The organism is Elusimicrobiota bacterium (assembly GCA_041660925.1).
In the GTDB taxonomy this organism is placed as follows: domain Bacteria; phylum Elusimicrobiota; class Elusimicrobia; order UBA1565; family UBA1565; genus JBAZUV01.
Window position 1 is genome coordinate 153,779 of sequence record JBAZVI010000006.1, and the last position, 12,343, is coordinate 166,121.

The window sequence follows — 12,343 nt, forward strand, 5'->3', positions numbered from 1 at the left end:
GCCGTCCTCAGCCCTGCTTCTCCTTGTCCTTGTCCTCGTCGACGACTTCGGCGTCGACGACGCCCCCGTCGTCCTTCCCCTTCGCGTCGGCCGACCCGGTGGAGCCGCCGCTCTTGGCGTTCTCGGCCTTGGCCTTCTCGCCGGCTTCCTTGTAGATGGCCTCGCCGAGCTTCTGGGAGGCGGCGACGAGCGCGTCCTTCGCCTTCGTGATGCGCTCGACGTCCTCGCCCTTGAGGGCTTCCTTGAGCTCGGAGACCCCGCGCTCGATGCTGCCGCGCTCCTCCTGGGAGACCTTGTCGCCGTGCTCGCGCAGGGCCTTCTCGGCGGCGTAGAGGACGGTGTCGGATTCGTTCTTGGCCTCGATCTTCGCCTTGTTCTTCTTGTCCTCCTCGGCGAACTGCTCGGCCTGGCGGATGAACTTCTCGACCTCGGCCTTGTCGAGCTTGTTCTTCGCCGTGATGGTGATGTGGTGCGCCTTCTTCGTGCCCAGGTCCTCGGCGTGCACGTTGATGAGGCCGTTGGCGTCGATGGCGAAGGTCACCTTGATCTGCGGCACGCCGCGCGGAGCCGGCGGGATGCCGTCGAGGTCGAACTTCCCGAGCGAGACGTTGTCCTTGGCCATCGGCCGCTCGCCCTGGAGCACGTGCACGGTGACCGCGGGCTGGTTGTCGGAGGCCGTGGAGAAGACCTGCGACTTCTCGACCGGGATGGTCGTGTTGCGCTCGATGAGCGCGGTCGTGACGCCGCCCAGGGTCTCGATGCCCAGGGTCAGCGGGGTGACGTCGAGCAGGAGCACGTCCTTGACCTCGCCGGTGAGCACGGCGGCCTGCACGGAGGCGCCGGAAGCCACGCACTCCATGGGGTCGATGCCGCGCTCGACCTTCTTGCCCACGTGCTCCTCGACGAAGCGCTGGACGACGGGCATGCGGGTCGGGCCGCCGACGAGGATGATCTTCGTGACGTCGGAGGTCTTGAGCTTGGCGTCGTTGAGCGCCTGGTCGATGGAGTGCCGGCAGCGCTCGACGATGTCGCCGACGATGCTCTCGAGCTTCGCGCGCGTGAGCCGCTGGACGAGGTGCTTGGGCACGTTGTTCTCGGCGGTGAGGAAGGGCAGGTTCAGGTCGGTCTCCATGACGCTGGAGAGCTCGATCTTCGCCTTCTCGGCCGCCTCGCGCACGCGCTGGATGGCCATGGGGTCCTTCGAGACGTCGAGTCCGGTCTCCTTGCGGAACTCGCCGACGACGTGCGCGACGAGCGCGTTGTCCATGTCGGTGCCGCCGAGCTTCGTGTCGCCGGAGGTGGAGAGCACCTCGAAGACGCCGCCGCCGAACTCCATGATCGTGACGTCGAGCGTGCCGCCGCCGAGGTCGAAGACCATGATCTTCTCGTCCTTGCCCTTCTTGTCGAGGCCGTAGGCGAGGCAGGCGGCCGTGGGCTCGTTGACGATGCGCACGACCTCGAGGCCCGCGATCTGGCCCGCGTCCTTGGTGGCCTGGCGCTGGTTGTCGTTGAAGTAGGCGGGGACGGTGATGACCGCCTTGCTGACCGGCTCTCCGAGGAAGGCCTCGGCGTCGCGCTTGACCTTCTGGAGCAGGAAGCCGGAGAGCTGCTGCGGGGTGTACTCCTTGCCGTGCAGCTTGAAGTGGTAGTCCTCGCCCATGCGCCGCTTGAAGGCCATGGCCGTGCCCTCGATGTTCGCGACGGCCTGCCGCCGCGCGGGCTCGCCGACGAGGAGCTGCGAGTCCTTCGTGAAGGCCACGTAGGACGGGAAGGCCTTCCCGCCGACGCTCGTGCCCTCGGCCGAGGGGATGATGGTCGGCTTGCCGCCTTCCATGACGGCGGCCGCCGTGTTCGAGGTGCCCAGGTCGATTCCGATGATCTTGCTCATATTTATATGCCTCCGTTCGTCCTTACTGCCTCCCCCCGCGGGGGAGGGCTGGGAGAGGGGGTGTTCCGTCCCTCTCCGCAAAATTCTCCTTCACGTCCTCCCCCACCCTGCCCTTCCCCGACGGGGAGGGGCGGCGAGGAAGAGCTACGCCGTCTTGCCCTTGGCCGTTCTTACTCTGGCCGCCCGCAAAACCTTCCCCCCCAGGGTGTAGCCGCGCTGGAGCTCCTCCACCACGGTCCCCTCGGGATGCTCGTCGGTCTCCACCTGGCCGAGCACCTCGTGCAGGTTGAAGTCATACGGCCTGCCGACGCTCTCGATGCGCGCGACGCCCTCGGCCTCGAAGAGCTTGGTGAACTCCTTGAAGATGAGCTCCAGGCCCTGCACCAGGCCGCGCACGTCGCCGGAATCCGCGCCCACCTTCTCCAGCTCGGCGCCGTGGCGCACGACCTGCTCGTGGGCCGAGACGAGGACGTCGTAGAGCGGCAGCATGCGCGCGAGCAGCTGCTCGCGGCCGTGGCGCTCCCACTGCGGCTTGTCGCGGTCGACGCGCTTGCGGTAGTTCTCGAACTCCGCCTTCAGACGCAGCAGCTGGCCGTAATAATCGGGTGCGTCCGCGGGCGCGGGGGCCGCGGCCTCCGGCGCTGCGGCGGCCTCGGACGCCTCGAGGGACTCGGAACCCTCAGCGGGCTCTTTTGGGCTTGTCTTCTTTGGGTTCGACATCCCATGCCTCCAGCGCCCGGCTCACGACGTGCCCCATGTAGTCGACCAGCGACATCATCCGCGTGTACTCCATGCGCTTGGGGCCCAGCACCCCGAGCAGGCCGACCATCTGGTCGCCGGCACGGTAGGTGGTGGTCACGAGGCTGATGTTGCGCAAAGCGGGCAGGTTCGTCTCCTCGCCGATGAGGACGTCCACCCCCGTCTCGTCGCCGGCGCGGGCGCGCTCGATCTGCTTGCGGAAGCGCTCCTGCAGGAGCTCCGAGAGGCGGTGGCGCTCCTCGAGGACGCCGACGAGCTGCTGGAGCTCGCGCAGGTCGCCGAGGTCGCCGGTGTGCGCGACGACGCTCGTCGCCCCCTCGAGGTAGAGGTCCTCGGGGGCGACCGCGGACTCGAGCTCCCCGAGCAGCGCGTGCGCGAACTGCTGGAGCTCGCGGATCTCGTGCTCGGCCTGCTCGAGCTGCACCGCCAGGATCTGCTGCACCTCGCGGATGGACTTGCCCTCGACGTGCTCGTTGAGGAAGCGGTTGAGCATGTGCACGCGGTCCGGCGTGGGCACGAAGGAGAGCTGCATCGGCCAGTGCAGGACCTTGCCCGACTTGGTGACGATGATGGCCAGGACCTTGTTGCCGCCCAGGTGGATGAGCTCCAGGCGCTTGAGGCCCTGGCTCTCGACCTTGGGGGAGATGACCAGGCCCGCGCCGTGCGAGGCGCTCGAGAGCAGACGCGAGGTCTGCGAGAGCACCCGGTCGAGCTCGTCGAGCCGGTTGCCGTACTGCTTCTCGATCTCCGCCTTCTCCGCGGAAGCCAGTCGCTGGACGTCGTGGATGTAGTCCACGTAGAAGCGGTAGCCGCGGTCGGTGGGCACGCGGCCGGCGGAGGTGTGGGGCTGGTGGAGGTAGCCCTCCTCCTCGAGCTCGGAGAGGATGCTGCGGATGGTGGCGCTGGAGAGGTCGAGGCCCGCCTCTTCGGCGATGACGGAGGAGGCGATGGGGCGGGAGGTCTTGATGTGGTAATGGACGACCCACTGCAGGACCTTCTTCTTGCGCTCCTCGGCGACCTTCGGGTTCAGTTGGCGCATGGGGGCTGTCTGATAATTAGCAATCGCGTCTACTGACTGCTATTTTACGCCAACCGCCGCCCCTTGTCAATCCCTCCCGCCGCTTGCGGAAACCCTGCGGACCGTCTATATTAGGTCGTGCCCTCCAAGGACCCTTCCCAGGCCCACAAGCACTCCGCGAACCACCGAGAGGAGATCCTCGACAGCTCCTACTGCGGCTGCTTCTACTGCCTGGCGATGTACAGCCCCCGCCGGATCAAGGAATGGACCGATGACGGGAAGACCGCCGTCTGTCCCGAATGCGGGACCGACGCGGTCCTCGGCTCGGCCTCGGGCTACCCCATAGAGGAAGAGTTCCTGCGGAAGCTGAACCTGCTCTGGTTTTGAAGGCGGCTAACGGCGGCGGTGGCGCTTGTTCCAGCGCTTGCCGTGACGGTTGTGCTGCCCGGAGTCGGCGCGGAGGTTCTCGCGGGCGGCGGGGCTGATCTCCGGATCGCCGGGGGTCGGCAGGTCCTCGCGGACCTGCTGGAAGCCCTTGCGCAGGTCTTCGGGGCGGATCGTCGGGGAGAGCGCCTTGGCCCAGCCCCCGGGCATGCTCTCCGGCGCGCGCCGGCTCACGCTCTCCGAGGCTCGGCGGCCGGGCCTGCGCAGGGCGTCCATGCCGATGCGCTCGGCCAGCGACGGATCGTCGACGAAGGGGTTGCGGTTGCCCTGGTAGCGCTCGACGAGGTCGTTGCGGCGCCGCTCGAAATCGGTCGGCGGATGTTCGCGGTTCCAGCGCAGGAGCATCTCGAGGCGCGCGCCCCAGAAGCGGCTGCTGTCGCCGGCCATGATGTCGCCGTCGCAATAGCGCACGAAGAAATAGAGGAGGGCGCGGGCGACGCGGCCCTTGGTGAAGTCCGGGGGCTCGAAGACGCTGCCGTCCGATTTGGCGCCGCCCTTGTTCTCGTAGGTGGCCCCGCCCTGAACCTCGCCGAAAGGCATGTGGCCGCGCACGCTGTTGGGGTGCATGAAGGTCGCCATCAGGTGGTGCACGTCGGACTTCATGGGCAGGCGCTTGTTGAAGAAGGACTGGGGCCAGACGTGCTCGATGTTCATGCCGGTGTCGTTGTAGCCGTCCCCGTTCTCGTCGCCCCTCTCGCCGTAGCGGCCGCCGCTCTCGCCCGTTCCCGGGACGAAGACCCCCGAGTACGCGTCGACGATCCCGCGCATGCCGCGGAGCGTGACGTTGTCGGCCGTCCCGAAGATGAAGGCCGAGGCCTCCTTGTAGTCGTGCGCGTGATGGCCCTTCGCCTCGATGTCGTGCAGGGCCCAGAAGAGGTCCTGGCCGGAGAGTCCCTCGACGGCCTTCAGATACCCGGTCTGGGGAGCGACCGGTTCGACCGGGATGGCGTCGGAGTCCTGCCGCGCCTTCGAGCCGTCGAACATGCGGTCGAGCCGCCGCCCCGCGCGCTCGTCGCCCTTCGCCTCGCTCTTCGAGAACTCCCCGTGCCTCGCATCCGCGATGGACTTTTCCAGCGCCTCGGCCAGCTCGGAAGAGGAAAGGTCTCCCTCCTCGGCGGAAAGGGTCTGGGCGGAAGGGCCCTCGGGGAAGCCCCGCACGGGCTTCGTGTCGGCCGCGCGGCGCTCGGAGCGCGCGGCGGCGGCCGGGGAGACCGAAGCGGCGGCGGCCTGCGCCCGGAAGCGGGCGGGGAGAGCGGCCTGTACGGCGCTCGGGACGGGCTGCGCGTGCGCCTGCGCGGAGTCGGCGATGGCGGAAGCGGGGAGGATGAGGCCGTTATTGAGCGGAGACTGGAGCCAGGGACCGCGGGCCAGGTTCGCGCCGGCGCCGACGGCGGCGGCGGAAACGACGCTCCCGACCGGAAGGGTCGGGAGAGGGACCGGCTTGGGGGCGACGAGCTGGGCGCTCGGCCCCGTCGGGAACAGGGCGGTCAGGAGGAAGAGTCCGAAGAGCCCCTTCGTGCGCCTCATGCGGATAGAGTACGCGCTTTAAGGGTTTCCCGCCTGGGGCCGGGGACCCTCGACGGGGCTGGGCCATAAGGCCCAGCGTCGTTCGTTACGTTTTCAGCGGCGCTTGTCCCGGCGCAGAGACTTCTTCGCCGACCGGCCCTCGGAGGAACGCTCCTTGCGCGAGCGGGACTTCTCTCGGACCGCTTTTCGCGCGGGTTTCGACGAAACGGCCCGTGCGTCCTTCCTCGAGCGGTCGGAACTCCTGAGGGAACGGTCGTTCGCGGAACCCTCCCGGCCCGGAGCCCGGCCGGAGGTGCGTTCGTCCTTCTCCGTGCCGACGCCGTAGAGCTCGCGCATCTCCGCGTCGTTGGTGGGCTCGGAGGCCTCCTCGGGGGAGGGCGCGTCCGGGTCCTCGCGGGTCCCCGGCCAGCGCAGCGCCTCGACGCCGATGCGGTCGGCGAGCGTCGGGTCGTCCACGAAAGGGTTGCGGTTGCCCTGGAAGCCTTCCACGACGTCGTTGCGGCGCCGCTCGAAGTCGGTCGGCGGATGCTCGCGGTTCCAGCGCAGGTAGGTCTCGACGTGCGGAGCCCAGAAGCCGCGGGCGTGGTCGCGGAAGATGTCCTCGTCGCAGTAGCGGACGAAGAAGTAGAGAAGCGCGCGGGCGATGCGGCCCTTGCTGAAGTCCGGCGGCTCGAAGACGACGCCGTCGGAGCGGGCGCCGGCCTTGTTCTCGTAGAGGCTCGAGTCCTTCGCCTCGCCGAAGGGCATTCGGCCGCGGAGGTGGTTGGGGGCGCGGAAGACCGCCATCAGGTGGTGGAGGTCCGAGACCATCGGTTCGTCATGCTCGAAGAAGGACTGCGGCCAGACGTGCTCGAGGCTCATCTCCGTCACGACGCCGTTGCCGTCGATCTCCCCGAGGTACTGCTTCCCCTCCCGGCCGGTCCCCGGCACGAAGACGCCGGAGTACGGGTCCACGAGGCCGCGCTGCCCCCTCTGCATGACGCTGTCCGCGGTCCGATACAGATACGGAGGCGTCTTGTACTTCCCCCTGGAGCGTTGCCTCGCGCTCACGACGTCGCCGAGGGCCCACGCGAGCTCCTTCCCCGAGAGGCCTTCGAGACCTCCGAGGTACGCGGTCTTCGACGCGCCCGCGGAAGGAGCGGCCGGAGCCTCGATGAAGCGGGGCTGCGCGTCCCCCTCGAGAGCGGAACGGCGGTCCCCCTGCGAGGACCGTCGGTCGCCGCGGGAGGAACGACGCTCTCCGAGGACCGGGGCGTCCGCCGTCTTCGCATGGCGCCCCGCCTGCGAATGCCGCTCCGACTTCGGGCGCTTCTCCCTCTTCCCGTTCCCCTTCTCCCGGCCCTTCTCGCGCGTGGAGGAGGGACGCCCGCCCTTCTTCGTGATCGAAGCGTCGACGCCCAGGTCGTAGAGGTCGGCGCTGCGGACGTTCACCGTGACCTCGTCGAGCATCTTGTAGCCCTTGGCCTCGCCCTCGCGCAGGACCAGCGTCACGGGGACGTCGCGGAGCTGGATCGTGGCCTCGAGGGTCTTTCCTTCCCGGACCATCTTCACGTAGCCCGCGAGCGGCCGGCCCTGGTTCTCCGGCTTTGAGAGCTCGTAGACGGACATGAAAGCGTCCATCTCGCGGTCCATCTTCCGGGACGCCTGCTCCCGTCCGTTGAGGTGCTCGAGATACTCGTCGAAGCTCTCGAAGCCCATCTCCTTCAGGTCGGCGAGGACGGCCGCGTGGACGGTCTTGGGATCGCCGCCCTCGAGGTAGGTCTCGAGGAGCGCGCGGTTGTACATGTCGGAGAAGCGCCGCAGCGGGGTGGACGGATGGTCGTACGCCTCGGCCCCGAGCGCGAGGCCCTCGTGCCCCAGGGCGTCGTCGGCCGCGTATTTCGCGCTGTTGCGGCTCATGAGCGTGAGCATCTGCGCTGTGTTCTTCAGCTCCTGCGAGGCCCCCGGGAGGGCCTGAAGACGCTTGAGATAGGTCCACAACGGCTCATCGACCTCCCACGGCACGCCGAGGGCGAGAAGCTGGGTTCGCAGCTTCAGGTTCCGCTCCTCGGTCTGGGGCGGATGCACGCGGCTGATGTGAGGGATCCCGTGGTCCTTGGAGATGGCGTCGAGGCGGGCGGCGATGGCCTGGTTCCCGTAGACCTTGAGTTCCTCGATGATGTGGTGGGATTCCTTGACGAGCGGCGGGTCCATGACCAGCTCGGCCTTCCAGCTCCCGTCGGCCAGCTTGCGGTAGCGCGTCTCTTCGAACTCGAGCTTGAGCTTCCCGCGCTCCTCGTCGTGGGCGTCGAGCTTTCCCGAAAGCTCCCGCGCGAGGGAGACCTGCTCGAGGTGGGCGATGCCGTGGTCCGGCTTCCCCTCCCAGAGCGCGGCGACCTGGTCGTAGGTGTAGCGTCCCTGCACGCGCACGAGCCCCAGGAAGACCTCGGACTTCTCGGGGAGGAACTTCCCCTCCGGGCTGAAGGACATCTTCGAGATCATCGAGAGGGAATCCTTCCCGTCGAGGAGGCTCGAGACGTTCTTCGACACGACCGGATGGTTCATCGGATATTCGGGAACCCCGTCCTTGTCGAGAGTGTAGAAGGTGTTGCCGATGCGCGCCGCGGCGCGGAAGGCCGGCGTCCCCGGCTGCACGTACTGGGCCACGTCGGAGGTCGCCAGGTACCAGGTATAGCCGCCCTCCGCGCTCTTCTCGACGTAGTACGCGTCGTCGAGGTCCCCCGCGCCGATGGGGTCGACGGTCACGAACGGGAGCGCGCGCAGGTCCTCGGTCCGTCCCTTGCTCTCCTTCATGCGGCGAAAGTCGGCGGCGGGGTCCTGGGTCCGTCCGATCTCCTCGGCCTGACGGATGACCGCCTCGTCGAAGTAGCCCCGCGCGCCGTAGCGCAGGGCGATCTCGCGCGCGGCGATCTCGGGAGTGATCGCGGCCCCGAAGTCGGCGAGCGGGACCGCCTCGAATCTCCCGTCGCGAAGGGGACGCACGAACGCCTGCAGGATGGAGCCCTCCAGGACCTTCGCACCCGCCGCCAGAGGCAGAGGGGCGTAGAGCGTCCGGGAAGGATCGTCTGAGAAGAGGGCGGAGAGCCGCAGCTCCCCCTCCTTGCCGCGCAGGACCCGGCCGATGACGACGTCCGCCCGGTAGGCGCCCACGGGACGCACGGAGAGGACCTTCTTCCCGTCGAAGCGGACCTGGACCAGGGCGTCGGAGGGGATCCCCTGAGCGAGCTCGACGGGGACGGAGACGAACTTCATCTTGGAGTTCCCGTCCGGGTCGGTGGTCTCGAGACGCACGGAGATGCTCCCGTCGCGCCGGACCAGCGGGGTCGGCGCGCTCTCGTCGCCGACGAGCTCGGCGGCGCTCACGGCGCCTCCCTCGAGACCCGCCGGCAGGGCCTTCGCGCCCTGTGCATAGAGGAACGCGTCTCCGCGGGCGAGCGGCTCGGGCCCGGTGAGCGTGAACTTGCGCAGCATCTCGAGCGTCATGGCGCCCGGCTCGCCCGCGCGCGGCGGTTCGGCGGGGACCGGCGTCTGCGCCACGGCCGGGGGCTGCGCGGCGGACCGGAGCGTCACCGCAGGGGGGACGGCGTCCTTCCTGGACGGCCCCTGCGAGCGAGGGCGTACCTGAGGCCGCGGGGCCTGCGGCTTCTCGGCCCCCGTCTGCTCGATGGAGCGCGAGGACGGCTCCTCCGGCTCCATGAACGTCGCCTCGGCGTCCTTTTGAAGGACGGCGTTCTCGATCTCCTCCTTGACGGCGGGGATGACGCTCTCGTCGGAGACGCGGAAGCCGATGTCGAAGAGATGGAGATGCCGTCCCTTCACGCTGCGCATGGGAGCCCCCGCAACGCGGGGCTTCTTGAGGGATATCCCGCGCTTCTCGAGGTTCTGGATCGCCCCGGCGATCGCCACGCGCATGTCCCGGGCGCTCAGCTTGGAGACGCTGCCGATGGAGGCGTCGCCGCCCGCATCCTCATACGAGGAGACCGACGGCGGGCTCTGCCGCTCCCTTCGACTCTTCCCGGCCTTTCCGACTCCGCGCACGGAGGACTTCAGGGCCTGGAGGTCGATGGCTCGCCCTTCCGCCCGTCCCTCGCGATAGTTCCTCGCGGCATGGATCAGCTTCGCCCAGTAGCCCCTGCCGAGCAGGTCGAGGAAGTTCGCGGGCGCCATGAAGGGGTTGTGCACGCTCCAGAGCCGGCGCGCTTCCTCGACGCTGCGCGCGCGCCCCTGCGCGTCGAAACCGATGAGGACGAGGCGGTCCATGAGCTTGTCGAAGCTCCCCGCTTCCAGGATCGTGCGTCCTTGGTCGGCGTCCGCGACGCGGCCCGACTGAATGACGAGTTGCTCGACGCCGACCCCGGTGGGGCCTCCGCGCCAGAACTTATAGGAACCGATGACCTCGGAGAAGAAGCGCTTGGCCAGCCGGATGTCGCGCAGGAGACGGACGTCCGCCCCCTCGCCTCCCAGGCGGAGGACGGCACCGAGCTGCGCGTCGAAATATTCGGGGTAGGCGTTGGCGTACTCCGGGCGGTTGGTCAGCGTGACGTCCACGTCCAGCAGGAGTCCCTCAGGCCCCTGGACGTGCACGGGCAGCATATAGACGCCCTCGACGAGCTTCCCCGAGTCCGGGTCGGTGAGCGACACCACGCCGCCCGTCTGGACGCCGGTCTTCACTCCGGGGAACAGCCAGGCGGTCTCTCGGCGGACGTGCTTGGAAAGGGCCGCCTGGATCGCGTCCAGGTTCCGCTCGACGAACTGCGCGACGTCCTTCGCGTTCCACTGCGCGGGGAGGTCGACCTGGATGTCGTAGTCGGGGTTCTCGTCGCTGTGCGTCAGGCGGGAGGTGGAACCGCGCGAGATCACCTCGACCGCCTCCCCCTCCCGGAGGATGCTCTGCATCGCGGCACGCACTCCGCGCGCGACGGACTCGTCGCTCGTGCGCACGCGCTCGAGCTGCTCGGCGGTGAAATCGACGCCCGGGATCGGACCCGCGCTCGACGTCTGTCCGTGCGCGAGGGACGCCGAGACCTTCGGCGACGGCAGGGTCCCGTCGGGGCTGGAGGCGACCGTCTCCACCTCCGCCGCGACCGCGGCGCGCAGGACGCTCCGCTCGGGGCGCTTGGAACCGGCCTGCTTCCGCGGCCCCTGCTCGACGGCGCGGGACGCGCGGACGACCGGAGCGTCCTGAGCCTTCTTCGGGAGCGCTTTGGCCTTCACGGCCTCCGGATCGAAGCTCCCCACGGCCGCGGCCTCTTCGGCGGACATGGCGGAGCGGCGCTCCGCGGGCTTCTCCTGGAAGGTCGCCTCCGGGTCCTGGCGGAGGAGGGCGTCCTTGAGGGCCGCCTCCGCGGCGGCGGTGGAACCTTCGTCCGCGACGCGGAAAGAGACGTCGAAGATGTTGCGCCGGTCGACCCGGCGCTCGGAGACTTTCGAGTCCATGACGACGATACCGTTCTTCCCCAGTTCGGCGACCGCCCCGGCGACGACCTTCCGCACGGTCCGGACCGTCAGCTTGGAGACGGCATGGACGGAAGGACCGGAGAACTCCGCCTTCCCGGAGAGCTTCCGGTTCGCGAGCGCGACGGAGCGCAGCTGCGCGAAATCGATCGCCCCCCCGAGAGAACGCGCCTCGCGATAGGCCTTCGCGCCATGGATCAGCTCCCCGGACCAGAACGCCTTGCCGAAGAGGTCGAGGACGTTCGCGGGGGACCGGAGAGGATTGTGCACGACCCATAGCCGGCGGGCCTCTGTGAGACTGCGCTCGCGGCCCTGCTCGTCGAAGCCGATGAGGGTGATGCGGTCGATGAACTTGTCGAAGCTCCCGGGCTCCTCGATCGAACGGCCCTTCTGCGCGGGCGCCACGACGCCCGACTGCATGATGAGCTGCTCGACGGCGACGTCGGCGAGCCCGCCGCGCCCGACCTCGAGATCCCCGAGCACCTCCGCGAAGAAGCGCTTGGCCAGACGGATGTCGTCCTGGAGGCGGACGACGGCCTCATCGCCGTGTATGCGGCGAACCCCTTCGAACTGCGCGCGCAGATACGCGGGATAGGCGTCGGCGGACTGGACGTCCGCGCCGGTCGGGACTCCGGCCGGAGCGCCGCCGCGTCCTCCGGCGCCGTCGAAGAGCTTGTCCAGACGCCCCCCCCCGCGCCCGACGCCGGCCGTCTCGACGCCCTTGCCTTCGACCGGCTCGTCGACGGACTCGAGGAGGGCTCCGACGGAAGGGAGGGACTTCTGCGGCTGCGCGTCGGCGACGGGAAGGAGAGCCTTCGACGGGGTCTTCACCGCGGCGTTCGTGTCGGCGGCAGCGGGCTTCGCGGCCTGGACGACGGGAAGGCCCTGCGCGGCCGGCACGGCGTGCGCGTCCGCGGCCGCCGCCGGGAGTTGGAGCACGGGCCGCACCGCGAGGCCGGGCAGCCCGAGCCCCGTCTCGGCGCCCGTCGCGACGGGCGCGGGCAGCGCGAGGCGTTGAGACGGCGCGGGGAGGGCGAGCGCGGCGGGGAGGTTCTGCGGGACCGAGTGCACGGAGACGACGGTCTGGGCTTGCGAACTGGAAGGCCGGAGAAGGGAGATGAGAAGGGTTGCGACCAGCCACGGCGGGTTGGTGGTCATGCAGTTATTCTAAGCGGTCCGCCGTCGGGGCACATGGGGCATGCTGCCCGGCAAAAAAATGGGTCCACGGCCCCTCGGGCAATCAGAATAATCCG

At 69.1% G+C, this 12,343-nt stretch carries 6 protein-coding genes; 1 reads left to right on the forward strand and 5 read right to left on the reverse strand.

The features are described from left to right. Positions 1–7: 7 nt before the first annotated feature. The 3 genes from dnaK to hrcA all read right to left on the reverse strand — a co-directional run bounded on the left by dnaK (position 8) and on the right by hrcA (position 3,686). On the reverse strand, positions 8–1,888 hold the full coding sequence (gene dnaK / locus WC969_09950; GenBank protein MFA6030166.1) for a molecular chaperone DnaK: 1,881 nt from the start codon (positions 1,886–1,888) through the stop codon (positions 8–10). 144 nt (positions 1,889–2,032) lie between these two features. Next, entirely contained in the window at positions 2,033–2,608 is a 576-nt protein-coding gene (locus WC969_09955) for a nucleotide exchange factor GrpE (protein MFA6030167.1), read from the reverse strand. Further along, positions 2,568–3,686: a heat-inducible transcriptional repressor HrcA gene (hrcA, locus tag WC969_09960; protein ID MFA6030168.1), complete on the reverse strand. Its 1,119-nt coding sequence runs from the start codon at positions 3,684–3,686 to the stop codon at positions 2,568–2,570. The genes WC969_09955 and hrcA overlap by 41 nt, the downstream gene beginning before the upstream one ends. 117 nt (positions 3,687–3,803) lie before the next feature. Between hrcA and WC969_09965 the strand changes: the two genes are divergently transcribed. Next, positions 3,804–4,052 (forward strand): cytoplasmic protein, encoded by a 249-nt coding sequence (locus WC969_09965; protein ID MFA6030169.1) that lies wholly within the window; start codon positions 3,804–3,806, stop codon positions 4,050–4,052. A 6-nt stretch (positions 4,053–4,058) separates the two neighbouring features. Here WC969_09965 and WC969_09970 read toward each other — a convergent pair whose 3' ends face one another. Both WC969_09970 and WC969_09975 read right to left on the reverse strand, forming a co-directional pair. Continuing rightward, positions 4,059–5,636, reverse strand: a complete 1,578-nt coding sequence (locus tag WC969_09970) for an endonuclease (protein ID MFA6030170.1) — start codon at positions 5,634–5,636, stop codon at positions 4,059–4,061. Positions 5,637–5,729: 93 nt separating this feature from the next. After that, positions 5,730–12,248 carry an RNB domain-containing ribonuclease gene (locus WC969_09975; GenBank protein MFA6030171.1) on the reverse strand — a complete coding sequence of 2,173 codons (6,519 nt, stop codon included), beginning with the start codon at positions 12,246–12,248 and terminating at the stop codon, positions 5,730–5,732. Positions 12,249–12,343 lie beyond the last annotated feature (95 nt).

Bases quoted from the DNA above. Each gene is read 5' to 3' on its own strand.
- dnaK (MFA6030166.1), bottom strand. From the start codon at position 1,888: ATGAGCAAGATCATCGGAATCGACCTGGGCACCTCGAACACGGCGGCC.
- WC969_09955 (MFA6030167.1), bottom strand. From the start codon at position 2,608: ATGTCGAACCCAAAGAAGACAAGCCCAAAAGAGCCCGCTGAGGGTTCC.
- hrcA (MFA6030168.1), bottom strand. From the start codon at position 3,686: ATGCGCCAACTGAACCCGAAGGTCGCCGAGGAGCGCAAGAAGAAGGTC.
- WC969_09970 (MFA6030170.1), bottom strand. From the start codon at position 5,636: ATGAGGCGCACGAAGGGGCTCTTCGGACTCTTCCTCCTGACCGCCCTG.
- WC969_09975 (MFA6030171.1), bottom strand. From the start codon at position 12,248: ATGACCACCAACCCGCCGTGGCTGGTCGCAACCCTTCTCATCTCCCTT.